Genomic DNA, 21,554 nt, shown 5'->3' with positions numbered 1-21,554 from the left:
TCAAGACCGCGCTGGCGGCCTATACGATCGGCAGCGATGTCGAGAACCTGACCTATACGGGCACGGCAGCCTTTGCCGGGACAGGCAATGCGCTCGATAATCGGATCGTGGGCAGCGCCGCTGGGTCGAATACGCTGACGGGTGGCGCGGGCGACGACATCCTTATTGGTGGAGCAGCCGCGGACTTCTTCGTCTATGCGTCTAATTGGGGTCACGATACTATCATGTATTTCGAGGTGTCTGGCACGGCACATGATACTATTAAGATCGATCGCACGACCTTTGCCGACTGGGCATCGCTGCTCGCCGTATCGATCCTGTCAGGCAACGACACGATCATCACCGCCGATGCGGACAACACCATCACGCTGAAGAACGTGGCCGTGTCGAGCCTGCAGTCGGCGGATTTCCAGTTTGTATGAGCTTCGCTCGGACCTCCCGACGGGACTTCCTGCAGGAAGGAATGGGCTGGAGTTCTGCCGCACCTGGAAGGAATTGGATGGCGGCAAGGAAGTTTGCAAAACCTGGGACAAAGGTGGCGGTAAATCGGTTCGCGTGACGGTCGGCAAGAACATTCTCGGTTCGAATTCCCGGAACAACCCTGTTACACGCAAACACGAACGCCCCCGGAGCGAGCGGCGTCGTTTCCGTCGCCCACGTGCGGCCGTCCGGGAGGGACGATGGTTCTCTCGACCAGTCTTTGTAGCGCGGATGATCGCGGACCGAATCGAGGTCAGGATCGCTGCTTCACCGGAAGCGATGCACGGACGCCCTCGGAACGACCTGATCCAGTAGGTCAAGCACCGCTTCATGTTCTCCCATGTGCATAATAGGCACATGGCAATGTTGTCCATGGCATTGAGGTCGCCCGGATCGATGGCCAAGGTGCGCGCCGCCCATTCCTTGGCGCGGTCCCTCTCGCCGAGATGGGCCAGCACAATGCCCCCAGTTGGGCAGGACTGGAATTCTCTGGATGCAGACGGAGTTCACGTTCGGCCCAGCCGTGGCCGCTCTCTCCGTGTCCGTACGCCGCTCAAGCCTGAAATAGACGCATGCCGACAAAGCTGCGAAGCGGTAATCGTCGGACCGCATCTGTGTAGCCCTCTCGAACAGCTCGGCTGCTCTTCCGAACTTGCGCTGTTCGAAAAAGAACGGCGCAAGAAGTAGTTTGCTTCGTGCAGATCGGGATCGAGCGCAGCATGTAGGACGTGCCCTTCAGGCGCCAACCGGAAGCGTGCATTCAGCCGCCAGGCTTGCTGAACTAGCGTCCGTGGTTGAGGTTGTGCGGGTGTAATACTTCTAGAAGAGCCCGGCGCCCCTCCTCCGAGTAGAGATCGATCCGCTCCTTATGCTCAAGAGGAGTGAGATATTGTCTCAACGGCTCCGGAATCACGCCATGCCTGACACAAGTCATCGCTTGCTCGATGTCCTCGATGAAGAAGCTGTTCAGGATGCCGATGTCCGTTTCAAGGCTTGCGCTTTCATCCTTGTCCTCGTCGGTGAGCCCATCGCTGTGCTGCGATGGTGGCAACGATAATAAATCTGGCTTTTCCGGCCTGTTCTGAAATCGTATTTCAACAAGCGCTACGGGCTTTTCCTGTTGCGGCGCGAAGCCGGCCCAGTCGCAGAGCAATTCATGCAACATCAGGATTTCGGCAGCAGTGAATGGCTGATCGGCTGCGTCCTCGAACGCCGAAGATCTCAGATGCCGTTGTGCGCGAAAGTTCTGAAGTAATTCCGACAATTGCCGTTTGCTGTCGATAAATGCCTCGAGGCTGAGCGACGAGAGACCAGCTTTCTGTACGCGTCCGAGCGCCCAAGGGAGCGTGGAAATGGAAAATGTCTCAAAAATTGGGCGTCCCAAGGGGTCGAGCTGCAGACTGGCAAAGCACGTATCGCCATCGAGTTCACCGCGTTCGGCATCTTCATATTCAGCACTATCGGAGGAAACGCTGTCGAAGTGCTTACGGACGTCGGCAATTTCGGACTTGCTGAAAACGCTGAGAAACAAAGCAAAGCCAGTAATCTGCTTCTCCTCGGGAATCGAGGGACGGCTAAGTGCAACACCGTCATCCTCAAGTGTTTTGGCGTGTAACCAGAAAACACTTCGACCCTCGTCCAAGACTGTACGGGCGGAAAGATCGTAAGGAATGAAGAACTCGATTTTGTGCCAGAAATCGAGAATGGCCAAAAGCCGTTCCCGCCCGGCGTCATCCACATTCGTCTGCATCGTCTCTCGCTGAAGAACTGTCGAATAGGCCATGCTTCTTTTATCAACGATCGCGGGATAAGATCAAAGAACCATACCGACGACACCCCTTCGATCGCGATGGATCGAACCGACTGAAAGTTATAAACGTGATCGATTCTAATAGATTAGACCGGGACGTGGCCGGAAAACCGCGCGCAATTTTCCCCTCGCCTGTACCCTGACACCCCAATCCAACACGGCACCCGGACACAACGTCCGGCGAACACGCCCGTTTCGGCAAGACGATCGGGTAGTATCCCAAAGGAACCAGTTCGCATCTCTCGGTGGCCAATAGCAGCATCGAGAGACAGAAGCCTCAGATCTTCACGAGCATCGCCGTTGCATACATGAAGGCGACGCCGGCTGCAGCACCCGAAAGCACCGGCGCGGTCAACAACCCCGCAAGGCGCGCCTCGTAGGATCGCGTCAGAGTGGCTGCCACTTCGATGATGACCTGGAGTATCGCGCCCGCGCCGATGGCAAGGGCGAGCGCCGACCATTGCGGGGAATAGGCAAGACTGCCAAGCCACATGCCGAGGACGGCCGGTCCGCCCGCCAGCAGCGCTAGGGCGGCAAAGCGCCAGATCGGCGGTCTTGCCTTCAAGAGCGGCGCGGCGATCGCGATGCCCTCGGTGATGTTGTGCAGCGTGAAGCCCATGACGAGGAAGGTACCGAGTCCCGCTGCTCCTGCGGCAAATGCCGCGCCGATGGCAAGCCCTTCACCAAGATTGTGTAGTCCGATGCCGAGCGCAATGAAAGTGGCGAGTGCGAGACCGCTCGGCCGTCCGTGCCGGCGGGAAATTGCCATCAGCAACAGGAACGCCGCAGCCGACGCGAGAATGACCATGGCCGGTCCCTGGAAAAGAGCCGCCGCCTTGCCCGCGATTTCAAGCGCATCCTCGACCGTATCGATGAAAAGGAATCCAAGCAGGCCGACTGTCATCGCAAGGAGGAAATTCATTGTCGAAGGACCGGCGTCCCGTAGCGCCGGATAAAACATCAGGCCAATGGCGACCGGCAGGATGCCGACAAAAACACCAAGGATAGCCTGGGACAAGAGACCGCTGGCGGTTGCGACCGGTGTGGGCACGGCGACCGGGATGTCATGTTCGAAGGTGGCGCCGGTGCCGGTGACGAGTGTCACCTTGTGGGCCTCTCCAAGGACCCATGGGAACGGAATGGCGATCCAGGCCGTGCTGCCTCGTTCGATCGGCCCGGGAGGGGTCTGGCGGAATTGCCAATAGGCTGCATCCACCTGCACCTGGGCGATGTTCATCGCCTCGGAGCCGCCGCCCCGTACCAGGAGGCGCAGTCCGTCATTGTCGAGCATTGTCCTTTCGACCGTCAGGTTCTCGACCGGTGGTGCGCCGTTATCGAACTTCGAAATCGGATTGGCGGCGACGAGCCACCAGAGAGCGGCAATGAGCACCGTCAAGGGCGCAAGCAGCCACAGCAGGTTCCGTCGACCTCGCCGGCGTTTCACGCTCTGTGCTTCTTCGATGATGGCACGTTCGTTCATGATACCGCCTCGACCACGTCAAACATGCCCATCCAGCCGAGTTCGGTGAATTCGGATTGGTGTGCGTGAAACATATAGAGACCAGCTTCGTGATCCTGGTCGGCGAAGTTGAATTCAAGGATTCCGCGCTGCGCCTGGCATTGGGTGACGAGGTCGACGGTTCTCAATGTCGGCGTCAGCGTCGTGCCCTGTTCGAAGTAATTGAAGAAATTCGCATGCAAATGGAAGGAGTTGATCGGATCGAACTCCGTCACGTTGACCAGATAGATGCGCACCGGCCGGTTCCGCGCGATCCTGATCGGCTGTTTGGCATAGCAATGGGCAATCGTGTTGCAGGCGTAGAACTCGTTCTCTCCGTCGAAATTGGTGTCGAAGGCGTTCATGACCATCGCCATTTCCTGCCATTCGGCATTCTCCGCTGTGCCGAGCAGCCGTGAGCGCGCGACATCGGCGAATTCGGGATGTTTCTCCGGGTCGGGATCGATGACGAACATGCCGTACATCCCCTTGTGCATATGCCGTGCGAGCGGCAGGGCGTGGCAATGATAGAGATGGCAGCCGAACGGCCTGGCGTCGAACTCGTAGACGAATTCCTCGCCCGGCTGGATGACGCCGGCGCCCGGAACGCCGTCCATGCGGGCGGCGTGGATGCCATGAAAGTGCATGGAATGTGGATGCGATCCGAAATTCCTGAAGGTAATGCGCAGGCGGTCGCCCTCGGTCGCCCGCAATGCCGGACCGGGAACGCGGCCGTTGAAGGTCCAGGCGGGAAACATCACACCCGGCGCAATCTCGATTTCCTTGTCCTCCGCCGTCAGCTCATAGCTGCGCAATCGTCGCCCGTCGGGAAGCGTCGACACACTGCCCGTGTCCCAATCGGTCAGCATGGCCGTCGGATCGAACCCGTTTCTGGTGCTGTCGACATCACCGACCGTGATCATCGCCCCGTGCGCTGTCGAATGATGCGGCATGCTTGCGGCATTTGCTGGGGTCGCTGAGGTGGCGCCGTGATTTGCATGGCTTTGCGAGGCCTCCGATTGGCCGAGAGTCTCGCGGGCGCTCACGGCGGCCCCGACTGCGGCGAGAAGGCCTCCGCCGAGGAAACTTCGGCGGTCGAGATCGAATGGCAGCCAGCGGCGCATGGTCAAATCCTCATATAGCAAACTCAATCAATAAAAGCATACAGATAATGATATAGCAATGGCTATATTGCTGAATGTGTCGAGCGAAGCCACATGCTCGGTGAGCAATTTTAGTCGCTTGTCATATGGTATAGCCCCTACTATATCTCGGTTTGAGAGAATGCAGAGGTTGTGAAATTCCATGTCGGTCAAACCCGCTCCCGAGAGCTTCCAAGGCTCCCTTGTCGACGCCGACGCACAGGTCGAGAGTTTCCGCCAGACGCGTCACAACCGCCGGACGGAGCTGGTCGAGGATTATGTCGAGCTGATTGCCGATCTGATCGCCGACGGCGGCGAAGCCCGTCAGGTCGATATTGCCCAAAGACTCGGCGTCGCTCAGCCTACCGTTGCGAAGATGTTGAAGCGTCTCGCGGCGGATGGATACATACAGCAGAAGCCTTACCGCGGCGTGTTTCTGACAGCGGACGGCAAGGAACTTGCCGAAAAGAGCCGTGAGCGGCATCAGATCGTCGAGAGCTTTCTTCGTTCGCTCGGAATCAGTGCGGAAACGGCCCGCATTGACGCAGAAGGCATCGAGCACCACGTCAGCGCCGAGACGCTGGATGCCTTCAAGTCATATCTGACCAAGCAGGGCTGAACGCGTCAGCATCAGGCTACGTCTCGCTGAGGCCGTAGAACCGGATCGTCGCGACGCTCTCGTAACCGATGCGCTTATACACCGGAAAACCAGCTTCGGTGGCGTGGAGAACAGTGCGGGTCAGCCCCGTCGCTTTTGCGCCTTCATAAAGCGCTTTGCGAACGGTCGCCCCACCATAGCCCTTCCGTTGCGCCTCAGGCGCGGTCGCCACAAGCGCCAGGAACAGGCAACCGTCTGTTTCAACGGTCGCGGCAGCCGACACCGGAATGCCATTCTCGAGACCGAGATAGGTGTACATCCCGGATTTCCAGAGCGCCGAGCCGCAAAGTCCATCACGACCCGCCTCAAGAGGTATGCCGTAAGCGCGGGAATTCAGATCTGCGTAAGCCGTCAGTTCCTCTTCCGTCGTCACGCGGACGAAGCGCAGGTCTGGATGACTAGGCTCGGCAATCGGCAGGAAGTCGCCCGCCATGCCGTATCCGGTGAGTGCAAGGCTGAGGCCGGCGCGTTTGGCCGCCTCGGGCAATGCTTTTCGTGCGGATTCATCGAGAAGGTCTTCGAACAGCCAGATCAGGCCGGATCCGGATCTTGCGCGCATGTAGGCAACCGCTTGCGTAAGCCTTTCGTCAAGCAGTCGGGTGTCGGCACCGATATCAGTCAACGTGATGCAGTTGAAGAAGGCGAATTTGGTGTCAGACCAGCGAATCGCTAGGCCGGGAAGGTCGCAGACTTCGCCGGAACCCCGATCATCGACGATCGCCCGCCAGGTCTTCGCCAACTGTTGGACCGATTCGACCGCTTCCGATGCTGTAACGACCATGCGCTGATCCTTGTTCTCCAAATCTCACGCGAGAATTGGGATTATGCGTGTTGCAGGATCGTGTCGTCTTTCGAAAGATGGATTTCATTTGTAGCGGTGGTGCAGCTTCGGCATCGAGGGGAACACGATGACCGATCAGTTTTCCGGAATGTCCAGGAAAAGTGCGAAGCGGTTTTCCGTTCGGAATTGGTGAGAAGCGGTTCTGCTTACGTCAAAGGCCGAACCGCACTGGATCTGATCCGTATCAGACCCAGCCGATCAGGATGCCCACGCCGGCTACGACCGCAATCCCGCCTGCAGCGCCGGTTACGAAGGAGCCTTGACGCTCTGCAGCGCGGCCAACCACCAAGCCAAGCCCGAGGCCTGCGACGTGAAGCAGGGCGGTCGCAATCATGAAACCAGCCGCATAAGCTGCACCTGCCGCATTTTCCGGCATTTCCGTGCCATGCGCATGACCATGGAAGATGGCGAAAAGGCCGACGACGCCCATCGCTACGGCAAGCGGAGCCTTCAGGTTCAAGGCGACGACCGCGCCAAGAACGATGACAGAGAGCGCGATTCCGATCTCGACAAGCGGAACATCGATGCCGGCAATGCCGAGCGCGCCACCAAGCGCCATCACCGCCACGAAAGTGGTGGGCACGAGCCAGGTTGCGCGGCCACCAAGCTGAAATGCAAAAACACCGACCATCACCATGGCAAGGATGTGATCGAGGCCCGACATCGGATGAGTGAATCCATGCGAAAAACCGGCTGCTTCGCCAATGGCAGGATGCGCAGAAGCGACCGCTGGAAGGGCGGCTGCGACAAGGGCGAGCAGGCCGATTTTGAATGCTGATTTCATTATTTAGTTCCCCTTTGAGTTTTAAAAACCACGCGGCCGCCGGCCGCGATCCAACTCTTCATGAGAAAACTAAGCATGTGACAGCGCAAAGTAAATTTTTATCTCGTTACAGCCGCCCTAAATTTTTGCAGGCTCACATTGGCTCGACAGCTCACGTCGCTGTCTGTCATCGAGGATTACGGACAGATAGTGGAGGCGGCAAGGCTCTTGCCGCGGTTACGCTTCAGCTGAAGCAACTGAAGCAAGGCCAGGCCATCGCTTGATGTCAGCCGAGCGCCGCCGCTCGATCTCTCGACGCGGCATTACAGCGGACGACCTCGAATGGCGGGATTGCGCATAGATTCAAGGCGATAGCGCATCCGAGCAGACGCTTGGTTTGCCCATGACCCTGTCACATCAGGTTCACTATCCGCCAATAGCCTCTTAATATCGGGGCAATGCGTGCCGCCACAGCATGCCCTATCCGGCACACCAGACCACGGGAGCGTACAATGATCGCAGGCACTCAAGAGCAACTCGACCGGATCAAGAGCGAAATTGTCGACAGTTTCGATGAAGAGCTGGAAATGCAGATGGAGGAAGACAGGCTCGACGATCTGGTCGCCGAAGGCATGGGCGAGGGTGGGGAACCCACGCTCGATCGCAAAATTTACTTCCGCGAGCTGTTCAAGCTCCAGCACGAGCTCGTGCGGCTGCAGGATTGGGTGCAATACAAGAAGCTCAAGGTCGTCGTACTCTTCGAAGGTCGCGATTCCGCAGGTAAGGGCGGCGCCATCAAGCGTGTGACGCAGCGCCTGAATCCGCGCGTCTGCCGGGTCGTCGCGCTGCCGGCGCCGACGGAGCGCGAGCGAAGCCAATGGTATTTCCAGCGCTATGTGCCTCATCTGCCAACCGCGGGCGAGATGGTCCTGTTCGATCGCAGCTGGTACAACCGCGCCGGTGTCGAACGCGTGATGGGCTTTTGCACCAGGGATGAGCTGGAAGAGTTCTTCCGCTCCGTGCCTGAATTTGAACGCATGCTGGTCCGCTCCGGCATCATTCTTCTCAAATACTGGTTCTCGATCACCGACGAAGAGCAGGAGTTCCGCTTCAACATGCGTATCCAGGATCCGCTGAAGCAGTGGAAGCTTTCGCCGATGGATTTGCAGAGCCGCGTTCATTGGGAGGAATACACCAAGGCAAAGGAGGAGATGCTCGAGCGCACGCATATTCCGGAAGCGCCGTGGTGGGTTGTCCAGGCTGTCGACAAGAAGAAGGCGCGCCTCAATTGCATCGCGCATCTCCTCGGCCAGATCCCCTATGAGGACGTGCCGAAGGAGGACATCGTCCTGCCGGAACGGATTCGCAACCCGGATTACTACCGCGCTCCGGTTCCTCCCGAAATGTATGTTCCGGAAGTCTATTGATAATGTATGCGGCCACTCTCCGGTAGCGCAGGGTGGCCCTGAACGCTGACATGGAAAGAAATTGGACTCGTCCACGGTAGCGCTTCGGCTGCCTTCGGCAGCTGCGCATCCTCATGCCGACAGAAAAATTGCACACGTGCTCAATTTGTCATCGGCACGTTATGTTTTCCCCCTAGAGCCAACATTGTTGATGCTTTTTACGAAGTTTTCCGAGCGGCCCTGATCACACCGCTGGAAGGCTTTGAAAGATCCCTCCAACTGCTCTTCAGGGAAATCAGGACAATGACTATTTTGCCGATATTGAAGCGTGCCACGGTCGCCGTTGCCATCCTGGCTTCGACTACCGCCCTCACCTTTGCCAAGGACGTAACCATCAGCGTATGGGCCGGCGGCACCGGTCCGAACGATGTCTATCGCCTCGACGCCATCGAGATTGCCGCCCAGCAGCTTCAGCGCGAAGCCGCCCTCAAGGGCGAGGATCTGAAGATCACCGTCGAAAAGAAGGCCTATTCCGCCGGCTGGGATGAATTCAAGCAGGCTTTCACGCTCGCGGCCGAAGCCAAGAAGGCGCCGAACATCGTCGTTACCGGGCACGAAGACATCGCGCCATGGTCGCAGGCGGGTCTCATCGTTCCGATCGAAGACTATGTCGATCTGGATTCCTGGCCGCTGAACGACATCTATGAAAACCTGATGCAGATCGCTTCCTATAACGGTGCCGTCTACGGTATCCCGCAGGATGCCGAATCCCGCCCGATGCTCTTCTGGAAGCCCCATATGAAGGCGATCGGCTACAGCGACACCGATCTCGACGCGCTGCCGCAGAGCGTTCAGGATGGCAAATATACGATGAAGAACCTGCTCGAAGACGCCAAGAAGATGCAGGACAAGGGCCTCGTCCAGCCCGGCTACGGCTTCTATCCGCGCAACAGCAACGGCCCGGATTATTGGCAGTTTTACACGAGCTTCGGTGGCGTCATGGAAGAAAACGGCAAGCTCGTTTTCGACAAGGCAGCGATGAAGCGCACTTATCAGTTCTTCGCTGACGCCGTCTCGATGGGCGTGACGAAGAAGAACCACATCGGTATGCCCGGTGACCAGTGGTGGAAGGAAGTCGCCACCGGCAAGGCCGGCATCTGGGACGCCGGCACCTGGCACTATGCGCGCCTCGTCAACCAGGAAGGTCTGAAGGACTTTTTCGACAATATCGTCTTTACGCTGATCCCGGCCGGCGAAGGCGGCAAGGCCAATACGCTGACGCATCCGCTCGTCTACCTGGTTGCCGCAGGTCATAGCGATAAAGACACGGAAATTGCCGCTCAGCTCGTCAAGATCGCTTCCGAGCCGCGCACCAATGCATTGCATGCCGTCAAGTCGGCCCATCTCGGCATTTCAAAGTCGGAATCCGGTGTCGACTTCTATTCAGCCGACCGCTGGACGCGTGAAGCTACCGAACGCCTGCTGCCCTACGCCAACGCGATGCCGAATAATTCCGATTTCGGCACCTATTGGAACATCATGTGGAAGAATCTCGAAGCATCCTGGACCGGCGCCAAGACTGTCGACGCCGCCGTCAACGATGCCGAGAGCGAGCTGAAGAGCACGCTCGGCGACAAGATCGTCATCCGCTGAGATCCATGCACTTTTCCGGGCGGTGATGACCTTACCGCCCGGACCGTCGTTGCGAGGGAGCCCCATGAAATCCTCCAGAACGCTTGGGCTGATGATGATCACGCCCGCGGCGATCATGATTGTCCTGTTCTTCCTGTTGCCGGTCGTTCTGACGGCGGTCTTCTCAATGACGAACATGACTACCGCGACCGGGATTTCCGGCGGCGTCTATCAGATCGCACCGAATTCACTGATCACCCTGAAGTCGACTATGCCGGACATAGCTGACCAGCTGGCCGAGCCGCGCTATACGATCGACGAGGCGGGCCTGAAGGCTGTCGAGACCCTGAAACTTGCTCCCGGCGTCGTCGGCGAACTGCGCGCGAAGCATCTGGGCGAAGTCTTCCCCTCCCGGCGCGAAGCCGAGCGCATGATCAAGGATCTTGATGAGCGGCCCTCGACGCGAGATGTGAAGCAGATTTCCGAACAGTTCAACCGATCCGTGGTCAATGCGCGCTTCGAAAGCAAGGATGCCCTCTTTTCCGCGCTCGACACGTTTGGCTTCAAGCTCAGCCCAGAGCAGAAAGAGGCGGTCGCGAAGGCTGCCTATACCGGCTGGACCTGGACGACCGATAATTTCTGGCGCATCGCCTCTTCGCCCGACATGGCGCGCGTGCTCTTCAATACCGTTCTCTACGTTGCGCTGGCGCTTACCCTGTTCAACGTCGGCTATGCGCTGCTGCTGGCGATCTGGACGCATTATATGCCTGCCGCACCCGCCTCGCTCTTTCGCGGCATCTGGCTGCTGCCGCGCATCACGCCTGTTGTCATCTACGTGATGCTGTGGAAATGGCTTGCCTGGGATACGGGCTTCATTTCCGCCCTGATGGGCAAGTTCGGTTATCCGCCGAAGAACTATCTCCTCGACAACGCCTTCAACGCCTGGATCTTCGTGGTGATGATCAATGGCTTCATCGGCGCATCCATGGGCATGCTGGTCTTCTCCTCGGCAATGAAGGCCATTCCGAAAAGCCAGTTTCATGCGAGCGAGGTGGATGGGGCCAGCCGCTGGCAGCAGATCCGCTACATTATCCTGCCGCAGATGCGTTGGCCGATCCTGTTCGTTACCTGTTATCAGACGCTCTCGCTGCTCGCCTCATTCAACGAGACCCTGCTTTCGACGAATGGCGGACCCGGCCGGGCGACGGAAATCTGGGCGCTCGCCGCCTATCATACCGCGCTCAGCAATTACACCGGTAACCTCGAATATGGGCTTGGCGCTGCCATGGCGCTGGTGCTCGTCGTCATCGGCGTCGTGCTCTCGCTCATCTATCTGCGCATCTTCAACTACGGAACGCTTGTTTCCAAACCCCTGATCGAGGACTGACCATGGCCGAACAATCACAGCCTTCGGCGAATTTCAGCAGTTGGCCGGTCATCGTGGCGCTGACCGTCGTCAGTCTGCCCCTGCTTCTCATGTATCTCTATCTCTTCATGGACACGGTGGCAGTGAAGGACGTGGGCGCGCTGCTTCCTTCCGGCTTCACGCTGCAGCCATGGCGCTTTCTCTGGCAGACGCCCGCCGGCAAGCCGAGCATCTGGACTGTCACCCTGAACACTCTGCTTTTCTCGGCATCCACCACCACCATCGTGATGATCGTCTCATCGATGGCGGGCTATGTGCTGTCCCGTCTGAATGTTCCGGTGCGTGGCTTCTTTCTCGCCGGTGTCATGGTTTTGCACGCCTTCCCTTCGGTGACGCTCATCATCTCAATTTTCATCGTGCTGCAGATGATCGGGCTCTATAACTCGCTGATCGGCGTCATCCTGGTAAAGGCGGCGATCGACCTGCCGCTCGGCATCTGGCTGATGAAGGGCTTCTACGACACCGTACCCTGGGAAATTGAAATGGCGGGTGTCGTCGACGGCGCCTCACGCTTCCGTGTCTGGCGCAGCCTCGTGCTGCCGCAGGTGCAGCCGGGCATCATGGCGCTTGGTCTGTTCTCCTTCCTCTCCGGCTGGGGTGAGTTCATCCTGCCACAGGTGCTGGCGCCTGGAGACCAAGTCCAGATGCTTTCGGTCTATCTCGCCGGTCTCCTTAGCGACGACAACAATTACGACTTCGCAACCTTCAAGGCCGTCGGCGTCTTCTACCTCATCCCGGTGCTGATCGTTTACGCACTCTTTCACAAATATCTGATGAACATCTATGGCGGCGGGAGCAAAGGCTGATGCGCATCCTCCTCGACAAGTTTTCTAAAAGTTTCGGCTCGACCAAAGTTATCGAGGACATGACGCTCGAAGTCTCCGACGGCGAGATGCTGGCGCTGCTCGGACCATCCGGTTGCGGCAAGTCAACGACGCTGTTCGCCATCTGCGGGATCCACCGGCCGACCGGCGGCCGGATCCTTTTCGGCGACCGCGACGTCACCAATCTGCCGAGCCAGGCGCGCAACGTTGGCGTCGTCTTCCAGTCTTATGCACTCTATCCGCATATGACCATTGCCGAGAACATTGGCTTCCCGCTGAAGGTGAAGGGCATGCCCGCACGGGAGATACGCAAGGACGTCGAACGCATTGCCGACCTTGTCCATATCGGCAATCTGCTCGGCCGGCGCCCCGCCGAACTCTCGGGCGGCCAGCAGCAGCGCGTGGCACTCGCCCGCGCCCTGGTGCGCAAGCCGGACGTCCTGCTGCTCGACGAGCCACTCGCCAATCTTGATGCCAAGCTGCGTCTTGAGATGCGTTCGGAAATCCGGCGCCTGCAGCTTGAAACCGGGATCACCGCGATTCTCGTGACCCATGACCAGGTCGAGGCGATGAGCATGTGCGACCGCATCGCGATCATGAAGGAAGGCGAAATCGTCCAGATCGCCGCGCCATCCGCCATGTATCAGGACCCGCGCACCGCTTTCGTGGCGGGTTTTCTCGGCAATCCGCCGATCATGTTCCTTGCTGGAACGGCCGCGGCCGGCGGTATCTCGATCGGCAGAAGCAACATTCGCATTCCGCTGCCCGCATCCTCGGCGGCGTCCGACGGCGCGAGATTGACAATCGGCGTCAGGCCGGAGCACTTCGGCCCCGCCGGTGACATTTTCATACCGGGCAAAGTGACATTCGCCGAGACGCAAGGACGCGAAAATCTCTATGACGTGACGCTTGCCGACGGCTGCATCCTGCGGTCGATCCAGCCGGCGGGAAACAGCATCAAGGTCGGCGACGACGTGAACTGGGCGGTCAACAGCAATGCCGTCCTCATCTTTGCCGAAGATGGACGGAGGCTTTGATGCGGAATTTTGCATCCTTCTTTCATCGCTTCGGCTGGCCGGAGGGTATCGGCACGCTTCCCTTCTGCATCGGTCACCGTGGTGCGAGCGGCCACGAGCGTGAAAACACGCTTGCAGCTTTCCGCCGAGCCTCGGAGCTCGGCGCGGAAATGTGGGAACTCGATACGCAAATGACACGCGACGGCGTCGTGGTCGTCTCGCATGACGATCATTTGCTGAAGGTTTTCGGCGTGGATCGCACCATTTCCGAGATGACGGCAGCGGAGCTTACGGCACTGCCTGATGTCGATGTTCCGACCTTTGCCGAAGTCGCCTCGCTTGCGCGCGAACTTGGTGCCGGCCTCTATGTGGAGCTCAAGGCGCCAGGAACCGGTCTCGAATGCTGGAAACATCTTTTGGAGGTGAACCAGCGCTTCGCTTGTCTCGGCTCCTTTGATGTAGATCAGGTGCGCGAACTTCGCGATGCCGGCTGCGATTATCCCCTCTCAGTGCTTATTCGTGTCGGCCATGATCCGCATGTACTCGGCGATCAAGCCGGCGCCGACATCCTGCATCTCTGCTGGGAGCGCGCGGGCGAGCGGCCTCAGGATCTCGTCACGTCAGAGCTTCTTGCGAAAGCCTTTGACGCAGGTCGAGAAATCGTGCTCTGGCATGAAGAGCGACCGGAGGTCATCAAGGACATCATGGTGCTACCTGTGCTTGGCGTTTGCACGGACCTGCCGGAGCTGATGCGGCCGGCAAAGAACGGAGCGGATATTGACGAATAAGGGGAATGGGCCGCGCAAGATCACGTCCTTCGACGTGGCGCGCGTGGCAGGTGTTTCGCGTGCCGCCGTGTCGCGTGCATTTACACCCGACGCCAGCGTTTCGCCGAAAACGCGGGAGAAGGTTTATCAGGCTGCCAAGGACCTCGGCTATCGCGTCAATTACCTGGCGCGCAGTCTGACCAACAAGCGCTCCGACCTGGTCGGTGTCGTGGCGGCGGGACTGGACAATCCGTTTCGCACCCAGCAGATCGAGCATCTGGCGCGAGCCCTGCTGGCGCGCAATTTCCGACCGATCCTGCTGCCGACATCGAAGGAAGCGGATACATCAGCGGTCATCGGGCAGCTCCTGCACTATGCCGTGTCCGGCGTCATTGTCACCTCGGATGCCCCGCCATCGGAGATCTGTCAGGAATGTGCCGCTCAGGGCGTGCCGATCGTGCTCATCAACAAGGGAGATAACATCCCATTCGTAGACCGCGTCGTATCCGACGACCAGATGGCCGGCCGACTTGCGGCCGATCATTTCGTGGAATTTGGCGCCAGATCGCCGGCGGTCATGGCTGCGGCCGATGTATCCTATACGGCAAGACGTCGCGCGAGCGCCTTTATCGATCGCTGCGAGATGCTGGGTATTCCAGCCCGTCTCCTGTCGGTCGAGCTCAACGATTACAAACACGGCTACGATGCAGCCGAAAGTCTGGAGCAATCCGGCATCGATGCGCTTTTCTGTGTCAACGACTATATGGCTTGCGGTGTCATCGACAGGATCGCCCGCAACAGCCGGCGTCGGGAAGCGCCGCCGATCCGGATCATCGGCCACGACGATATCCCCCAGGCCAGTTGGGCAGCCTATGACCTGACCACGATCTTGCAGCCCTGTGACCTTCAGGCTGATCAGGCGATAGACCTGCTCATGAACCGTATGGCGGAACCGGGTGTCGGCGCATGCATCGAATTCACGCCGGTGACCCTGATCAGAAGAAGAACGGCCTGATCCGCGTCGCGAATTCCGTCCTGCAGCCGTTCAGGCAGAAATGCCTTCTCGCTTCAACCAGGCGAGCTCCGTCGCCGAAGCCTCGTCCGTGGTGATCTGGTCCGGCGCAAGCGCCATCAGCGCTAAGAAGTTCCGCCACTCGGCATTGGTGAAGCCATGTGCGGGATCATTCAGCGTGAAGGTCCATGCGTCGACTTTCTTGCCTTCACCATGGCAGAGCGCAATCAGATCGAGGCCGTCTTCGGCTGCCTTCAGAACGAGAGGCCAGTGCAGATAGACCGTGTCCGGCTCGGTCGGGCCGCGCAGGTCGGAAAGAAGCTCCCGTTCGACTGCTGCGGGCCCAGCGGCTCGATAAAGCGCCGCAAGCTTGTCGGTAGGATCGATCCCGCGAAGCAGCCGCGGGAGGCGATCCTTCACCGCGGCGATGAGCTCATAGCTGTGGCCGCTGACGATGACCGGAGCGCGGACATCTTGAAAATAAGTGGCGAGGTGCGCAATGCCTTTCTCGCCGATCGCCGTAAAATCGTCTTTCATATCGAATTGCATCAGTGCGTCGGGATGCGCCGATTGCAGCATGGGCGCAAGATCCTCGCTCAGGAGCAGCAGTCTGCCTCCGTCCTGCATGCGCACATTCTTGAGATCCGCCGGCGTCTTCTCGCGAATCGCTCCCTGCCCTGTGGTTTCTCCTTCCAGATTCTCATCATGGAGCACGACAAAACCGCCGTCGGCGCGCACGCGCAGATCAAGCTCCATGGAGGCGCCGATCCGAAAGCCATCTGCCATGACCTCCGCCGAAAACAGAGGATCGGTCATTTGCCGTCGCAACCTGTGCCACTTGAGGCGCGTCTGCCGCCCCTCTCTTTCAAGAGCGAGCCCGAGCCGAAAAGAGGACGCCACGTTCATCTCCATGCTGGTTGATTTGCCGGCTAAAGAAATTAACCGATCTATTGCTGATGACATATCGCAAATGAGATTGCGCGCGAAGAGGTTGGATCGGCCATAGAGCTAAGTTTTAAATCAATGCCCTTGCCAGACGCCGGAGCCGGGGCGATACGCTCGGCGTGCTCAGTTTTTCATCTGGCGTTGAGGGTAAATTGCCAGCTGACATAGTCTTTGGCCAATTCCACGCTCGCTTCCAGCGTTTCACCTGCAGCGAGCTGGGAAGCAATCGCACTTGCCATCATGCAACCGGTGCCGCGCATCGTGCCGGCAACGCGGGGTGCGGTGAAAATACGGGCCGGCATTGCGTTGCGAATCAGGATGTCTGCTGCCTCGTCACCTGTCGCATGTCCGCCCTTTATGAGCACTGCCTGCACGCCGCTTGCCAGCAGCACGCTACCCGCCTCCATTCCTTCCGCTGCACTTTGGGCAAGCGGGCGTTGGGTCAGCCGCGCCAGCTCCGGCAAGTTCGGTGTAATCAAAGTGCAGAGAGGAAATAGCTCGCTCCGCAACCGCTCTATCGCAGAGGCGTCAAGCAGGCCGCCTCCAGATGAGGCGGCGAGAACAGGATCGAGCACGACTGGCACATTCGGATGACGGCGGAGGATACCTGCCACTGCCGCAAGCGTTTCGCCGGTGCCGAGCATACCGATCTTGATCGCGGCGACAGGGTTACTTTCAAGTGCCGCCAGCATCTGCGCGCCGACCAATTCGGCCGCCACAGGCTCGATTGCCTTGACCGCGCGATGCGTCTGCATGGTTACCGCAGTGATGGCGACACAGCTCTTCAGCCCATGCGCGGTGACCGTCTCGATATCGCGGACGATCCCGGCTCCGCCCGACGAATCGGAGCCGGCTACGATCAGTACATGGACATCTTTCATCTCCATGGATCGGTCTTCCTGATCCATTCTCGGGTTCTAGCTTCCGGATCCACGTTCAAGGTGATGTCCGTGACAACGGCGGCGCTGTCGGCGCCATGGGCGAACACCCCTTCGATGCGGTCGACATTCAAGCCGCCGATTGCGACCAGGGGCAGGGGGCGAATGCGGTCCCGCCAGATGGAAATGCGCTCGAGGCCCTGCGGATCCCACTTCATCTGCTTCAGGATCGTCGGATAGATCGGCCCCAGCGCGACGTAATCCGGTTTCGCAGCAAGTGCCGTTTCCAGCTCCGTGTCGTCATGCGTGCTGAGCCCGAGCTTCAGCCCTGCCGCGCGAATTGCGCCGACATCGGCCTCGACCAGATCCTCCTGGCCGAGATGCACGAAATCGCAGCCTTCGTCGATCGCGAGCCGCCAGTAATCATTGACGATCAGCTGGCAGTCGTGCGCGGCACAGACCGCCTTGGCGGAGCGGATCTCATTGCGGATATCCGCCTCCATCCGATCCTTGATGCGCAGTTGCACCAGCTTGACCCCGATAGGCACCAACCGTTCTATCCAGGCGGCGCTGTCGACGATGAGATAGAAGGGATCGAGCTTCACGCGAAAACCGCCTTTCCGATGACCGGGGTCGAAGGCACGGCCATGTCGCGCGGCTCCAACATGCCCGCGTGGAACGCCTCATGACCGGCTTCGATCGCCTTGGCAAAAGCCGATGCCATGGCGGCCGGATCGGCGGCGCCGGCGACGGCCGTGTTGAGGAGCACGGCATCGAAGCCGAGCTCCATCACGGTTGTTGCGTGCGAGGGGCGGCCGATGCCGGCGTCGACGATCAGCGGCACATCCGGAAAATGCGCCCGCATGGTCCTCAGTGCCGCGATGTTCTGTGGTCCCATGGCGCTGCCGATTGGAGCGCACCAGGGCATCAGCACCTTGCAACCCGCCTCCAGCAGGCGTTCGCCAACGACGAGATCGTCGGTCGTATAGGGAAAGACGTCGAAACCTTCCTCGGAAAGAATGCGGGCTGCTTCGACGAGCCCGAAGACATCCGGCTGCAGCGTGTCGTGATTGCCGATGACCTCCAGCTTGATCCAGGACGTGCCGAACACTTCGCGCGCCATCTTTGCCGTCAGCACCGCTTCCGATACGGAATGGCAGCCGGCTGTGTTGGGCAGGACCCGGACGCCGAGTTCACGAATCAGCTCAAAAAAGGCGCCACCTTGCCGCCCGCCCGCCGTCTCACGGCGCAGCGACACGGTGACGATATCGGCGCATGACAGGCGCACCGCCTCCGCCAGGATCGCCGGCGAAGGATAGCGGGCCGTGCCGAGCAGGAGCCGCGAGGTAATCTCCGTTCCATAGAGTGTCAGCATGTCAGCCTCCTTGCATTGGGGAGAGAACCTCGATGCGGTCCCGGTCTCTCAATTGATGGGTCGCCCTGTCGGCCCTGTGCACCAGCTCGCCATTGACGGCCGTTGCGAGCCATTCGCCTTCGAACTCGAGAAGCGCCAGCAACTCGCCCAGGGTGCGAGTGGCAAGGTCATGCTCTTCGCCGTTGACTGTAAGCTTCATAGGAAGCCTCCTTTTCCGGTTGATTGCTAAGGACGAGTGCCGCGACCTGCTGCGCCATGGCCGGCGACAGCAGAAAACCGTGGCGGTAAAAGCCGTTGACGATAATCGTCCTTCCGTTGCGAATCACCCGCGGCAGATTGTCGGGAAAGGCCGGCCGCAGGCCGGCGCCGGTCTCGATGACGTGCGCCTCTGCAAAGGCCGGATGCAGAGCATAGGCGGCATTCAGCATCTCCATGAGAGACCGGACGGTGATCGGAGAGCAATCATCGCTCTCGATCATTGTCGCGCCGCACATGAAGAGACCGTTTCCGCGGGGCACGATGTAAAGCGGGATGCGCGGATGCAGCATGCGCACGGGACGGGACAGGTCCAGCTCTTCCGTCTGGAGATAGAGCATCTCGCCGCGAACGCCGCGAAGACCTTCGATTTCGCCGATCTTTGCCGAACCGGTACAGTCGATCGTCAGATCATAGCCGGCTTCATCGACTTCGCAGCCGAACGCCACACCACTGCGCTCGAGTTCTGCCTGGAGCGTGGAAAGCGCCACGCGTGGATCGAGGTGCGCTTCCTCCGGGAAGAACAGCGCCTGCCGGAACCGTCCGGCAAGCGCCGGCTCCAGCGACCCGATCTCGTCCGCATCGACCCAGCGGAAACCGGATGTGCGGGATGCGAAACGCCGCAATTCGCCCGTGTCACGGGCAGGGGCGACGACAAGGGTTCCCTTGCGCTGCACCTGCCCGGGGAGAGCCGCTTCCCACCAGTCCGCGGCATCCTTGCCAAGAAGCAGCACCGCTTCCTCGGCACTTTCCCGTTCGCACCAGGGTGCCAGCATGCCGCCCGCATACCAGGATGCCGCTTGCCCGAAACCCGGCGAATGTTCTGCGACGGTTACCTCGGCGCCGCGCGCCGAGAGCGCATAGGCGGTTGTGAGGCCGGCAACGCCGGCCCCTTTGACGAGGATACGCATTCCTATTCTCCAGCGGGCTGGGTTGCGCTTTCGACAGGCATATAGAGATCGCCGCCGTCGCGGTACTTTGCCGCCATGGCTTCCAGCCCCTCCTTCTGGGCTTCCGCGCGAATATCGTGCGAAATCCGCATGGAGCAGAATTTCGGTCCGCACATGGAGCAGAAATGCGCGACCTTGTGCGCTTCCTTCGGCAACGTCTCGTCGTGGAAGGAACGCGCCGTGTCCGGGTCGAGCGAGAGGTTGAACTGGTCCTCCCAGCGGAACTCGAAACGCGCGCGCGACAGCGCATCATCGCGGATGCGGGCGGCCGGATGTCCCTTGGCAAGATCGGCGGCATGGGCGGCAATCTTGTAGGTGATGACCCCGGTCTTGACGTCGTTCCGATCGGGCAGCCCCAGATGCTCCTTCGGCGTGACGTAGCAGAGCATCGCCGTGCCGAACCAGCCGATCATCGCGGCTCCGATACCGGAGGTGATGTGGTCATAGCCCGGCGCGATGTCGGTCGTCAGCGGTCCGAGCGTATAGAAGGGCGCCTCGCCGCAAACCTTGAGCTGCTTATCCATATTTTCCTTGATCTTGTGCATCGGCACGTGGCCGGGACCTTCGATCATGACCTGGCAGTCCTTCGCCCAGGCAATCTTCGTCAATTCGCCCAGCGTTTCGAGCTCTGCGAATTGCGCCGCGTCATTAGCGTCGGCGATCGAGCCGGGGCGAAGACCGTCACCGAGCGAGAATGAGACGTCATAGGCACGGCAGATGTCGCAGATCTCTTCGAAATGCTCGTAGAGGAAGCTCTCCTTGTGATGGTGAAGACACCACTTCGCCATGATCGAGCCGCCGCGCGAGACGATGCCGGTGACGCGATTGACGGTAAGAGGGATGTAGTGCAGCCGCACGCCGGCATGGATGGTGAAATAGTCGACGCCCTGTTCGGCCTGCTCGATCAACGTGTCGCGATAGACTTCCCAGGTCAGGTCCTCGGCGATGCCGCCGACCTTTTCGAGCGCCTGATAGAGCGGGACGGTGCCGATCGGCAGCGGCGAATTGCGGATGATCCATTCGCGGATATTGTGAATATTGCGGCCGGTGGAAAGATCCATGACCGTATCCGCACCCCACCGCGCCGCCCAGACCATCTTCTCCACCTCTTCCGCCATGGACGAGGTGACGGCCGAATTACCAATATTGGCATTGATCTTCACCAGGAAATTCCGGCCGATGATCATCGGTTCGGATTCCGGATGGTTGATATTGGCCGGAATGATCGCCCGCCCGGCGGCGACTTCTTGCCGGACGAATTCCGGCGTGACATGATCCGGAATATGGGCGCCGAAGCTCTCACCGTCACGGACCTGACCTTCGGCGGCAGCCTTGCGGCCGAGATTTTCGCGAATGGCGATGAATTCCATTTCCGGGGTGATGACGCCGGTCCGCGCATAGGCGAGCTGGGTTACTGCCTTGCCCGGCTTAGCCCGCAAGGGCTGGTTCCGGATCGGGAATTCCGGCGTCAGCCGGTCGCCGCTGACGAAGCCGTTGTCTTCCGGCCGCACATGGCGCCCCTCATAGGATTCGACGTCGCCGCGCGCGAGTATCCAGTCGCGCCGCAGCAGAGTCAGCCCCCTTTCGATGCGGATATCTGCATCCGGTATCGTATAGGGGCCGGAGGAATCATAGACCGTGACCGGCGGCTCGCCGGCCGTCGGATGAACGCTGATCTCGCGCATCGGAACCCGGATGTCCGGGTGGATTTCACCGGATACATGGATTTTCCGTGAAGCGGGCAGGGGCCCAGTGGTGACCGTTGGCGTGATATTGCGTGTCGGGGCATTCATAGCGAGGCTCCTTTGCCTGCAGCCCGCCTGTGGCTGTTGCCGAAGGTGGGCGCGTTTCGGTTCCGGAGTCGGAATGAAAGGGA

At 59.7% G+C, this 21,554-nt stretch carries 20 protein-coding genes and 2 pseudogenes; 10 read left to right on the top strand and 12 right to left on the bottom strand.

The genetic code is table 11. From position 1 onward, the window contains the following. Nucleotides 1-422: pseudogene (locus AAE029_RS24335) on the top strand (hypothetical protein); the annotation flags it as partial. A gap of 842 nt (nt 423-1,264) precedes the next feature. Here AAE029_RS24335 and AAE029_RS24330 read toward each other — a convergent pair. From AAE029_RS24330 to AAE029_RS24320, 3 genes and pseudogenes are all read right to left on the bottom strand, one after another. Beyond that, nucleotides 1,265-2,230 (bottom strand): annotated as a pseudogene (locus AAE029_RS24330) (hypothetical protein); the annotation flags it as partial. Between the two features lie 337 nt (nt 2,231-2,567). Next, on the bottom strand, nt 2,568-3,770 hold the full coding sequence (locus AAE029_RS24325; protein WP_371075472.1) for a ZIP family metal transporter: 1,203 nt from the start codon (nt 3,768-3,770) through the stop codon (nt 2,568-2,570). Then, nucleotides 3,767-4,912 (bottom strand): multicopper oxidase domain-containing protein, encoded by a 1,146-nt coding sequence (locus AAE029_RS24320; RefSeq protein WP_371075471.1) that lies wholly within the window; start codon nt 4,910-4,912, stop codon nt 3,767-3,769. The genes AAE029_RS24325 and AAE029_RS24320 overlap by 4 nt, the downstream gene beginning before the upstream one ends. Nucleotides 4,913-5,093: 181 nt before the next feature. Here AAE029_RS24320 and mntR point away from each other — a divergent pair, with 181 nt between their 5' ends. Then, nucleotides 5,094-5,549, top strand: coding sequence for a manganese-binding transcriptional regulator MntR (mntR, locus tag AAE029_RS24315; RefSeq protein WP_371075470.1), 456 nt, complete (start codon nt 5,094-5,096; stop codon nt 5,547-5,549). Between the two features lie 16 nt (nt 5,550-5,565). Here the strand turns inward: mntR and AAE029_RS24310 are convergent, their stop codons facing one another. Next, nucleotides 5,566-6,369: a GNAT family N-acetyltransferase gene (locus AAE029_RS24310; RefSeq protein WP_371075469.1), complete on the bottom strand. Its 804-nt coding sequence runs from the start codon at nt 6,367-6,369 to the stop codon at nt 5,566-5,568. A 244-nt stretch (nt 6,370-6,613) separates the two neighbouring features. Then, complete coding sequence (locus tag AAE029_RS24305) at nt 6,614-7,213, bottom strand: HupE/UreJ family protein (protein ID WP_371075468.1); 600 nt, start codon at nt 7,211-7,213, stop codon at nt 6,614-6,616. Here AAE029_RS24305 and AAE029_RS24300 point away from each other — a divergent pair. The 8 genes from AAE029_RS24300 to AAE029_RS24265 all read left to right on the top strand — a co-directional run bounded on the left by AAE029_RS24300 (nt 7,201) and on the right by AAE029_RS24265 (nt 15,278). Then, nucleotides 7,201-7,476, top strand: coding sequence for a hypothetical protein (locus AAE029_RS24300; protein ID WP_371075467.1), 276 nt, complete (start codon nt 7,201-7,203; stop codon nt 7,474-7,476). The two genes, AAE029_RS24305 and AAE029_RS24300, sit on opposite strands and share 13 nt — an antisense overlap. Nucleotides 7,477-7,704: 228 nt before the next feature. After that, nucleotides 7,705-8,619, top strand: coding sequence for a polyphosphate kinase 2 (gene ppk2, locus AAE029_RS24295; protein ID WP_371075466.1), 915 nt, complete (start codon nt 7,705-7,707; stop codon nt 8,617-8,619). Between the two features lie 282 nt (nt 8,620-8,901). Then, nucleotides 8,902-10,251: an extracellular solute-binding protein gene (locus AAE029_RS24290; protein WP_371075465.1), complete on the top strand. Its 1,350-nt coding sequence runs from the start codon at nt 8,902-8,904 to the stop codon at nt 10,249-10,251. A gap of 64 nt (nt 10,252-10,315) precedes the next feature. Further along, on the top strand, nt 10,316-11,617 hold the full coding sequence (locus tag AAE029_RS24285; protein WP_371075464.1) for a carbohydrate ABC transporter permease: 1,302 nt from the start codon (nt 10,316-10,318) through the stop codon (nt 11,615-11,617). 2 nt (nt 11,618-11,619) lie between these two features. Further along, nucleotides 11,620-12,462 (top strand): carbohydrate ABC transporter permease, encoded by an 843-nt coding sequence (locus AAE029_RS24280; protein ID WP_371075463.1) that lies wholly within the window; start codon nt 11,620-11,622, stop codon nt 12,460-12,462. Further along, nucleotides 12,462-13,517 carry an ABC transporter ATP-binding protein gene (locus AAE029_RS24275; protein ID WP_371075462.1) on the top strand — a complete coding sequence of 352 codons (1,056 nt, stop codon included), beginning with the start codon at nt 12,462-12,464 and terminating at the stop codon, nt 13,515-13,517. The genes AAE029_RS24280 and AAE029_RS24275 overlap by 1 nt, the downstream gene beginning before the upstream one ends. Beyond that, nucleotides 13,517-14,284 (top strand): glycerophosphodiester phosphodiesterase, encoded by a 768-nt coding sequence (locus tag AAE029_RS24270; RefSeq protein ID WP_371075461.1) that lies wholly within the window; start codon nt 13,517-13,519, stop codon nt 14,282-14,284. Before AAE029_RS24275 ends, AAE029_RS24270 begins: the two co-directional genes overlap by 1 nt. After that, a complete protein-coding gene (locus AAE029_RS24265) occupies nt 14,274-15,278 on the top strand; it encodes a LacI family DNA-binding transcriptional regulator (protein ID WP_371075460.1) in 1,005 nt (334 codons plus the stop codon). The genes AAE029_RS24270 and AAE029_RS24265 overlap by 11 nt, the downstream gene beginning before the upstream one ends. Nucleotides 15,279-15,308: 30 nt before the next feature. Here the strand turns inward: AAE029_RS24265 and AAE029_RS24260 are convergent, their stop codons facing one another. From AAE029_RS24260 to thiC, 7 genes are all read right to left on the bottom strand, one after another. Next, on the bottom strand, nt 15,309-16,175 hold the full coding sequence (locus AAE029_RS24260; protein ID WP_371075459.1) for a glycerophosphodiester phosphodiesterase: 867 nt from the start codon (nt 16,173-16,175) through the stop codon (nt 15,309-15,311). A 176-nt stretch (nt 16,176-16,351) separates the two neighbouring features. Next, on the bottom strand, nt 16,352-17,107 hold the full coding sequence (locus tag AAE029_RS24255; protein ID WP_371075458.1) for a hydroxymethylpyrimidine/phosphomethylpyrimidine kinase: 756 nt from the start codon (nt 17,105-17,107) through the stop codon (nt 16,352-16,354). Then, entirely contained in the window at nt 17,098-17,703 is a 606-nt protein-coding gene (locus AAE029_RS24250) for a thiamine phosphate synthase (RefSeq protein ID WP_371075457.1), read from the bottom strand. The genes AAE029_RS24255 and AAE029_RS24250 overlap by 10 nt, the downstream gene beginning before the upstream one ends. Beyond that, entirely contained in the window at nt 17,700-18,473 is a 774-nt protein-coding gene (locus AAE029_RS24245) for a thiazole synthase (RefSeq protein WP_371075456.1), read from the bottom strand. The genes AAE029_RS24250 and AAE029_RS24245 overlap by 4 nt, the downstream gene beginning before the upstream one ends. 1 nt (nt 18,474) lies before the next feature. After that, nucleotides 18,475-18,672, bottom strand: coding sequence for a sulfur carrier protein ThiS (gene thiS / locus AAE029_RS24240; RefSeq protein WP_371075455.1), 198 nt, complete (start codon nt 18,670-18,672; stop codon nt 18,475-18,477). After that, on the bottom strand, nt 18,641-19,639 hold the full coding sequence (thiO, locus tag AAE029_RS24235; RefSeq protein ID WP_371075454.1) for a glycine oxidase ThiO: 999 nt from the start codon (nt 19,637-19,639) through the stop codon (nt 18,641-18,643). Before thiO ends, thiS begins: the two co-directional genes overlap by 32 nt. Before the next feature lie 2 nt (nt 19,640-19,641). Beyond that, nucleotides 19,642-21,471, bottom strand: coding sequence for a phosphomethylpyrimidine synthase ThiC (gene thiC, locus AAE029_RS24230; protein ID WP_371075453.1), 1,830 nt, complete (start codon nt 21,469-21,471; stop codon nt 19,642-19,644). Nucleotides 21,472-21,554 lie beyond the last annotated feature (83 nt).

This window comes from Sinorhizobium sp. CB7 (genome assembly GCF_041357635.1).
Lineage (GTDB): Bacteria > Pseudomonadota > Alphaproteobacteria > Rhizobiales > Rhizobiaceae > Rhizobium.
Note: the sequence above shows the minus strand (reverse complement) of the source record. Positions and strands in the feature narration are given on the sequence as shown.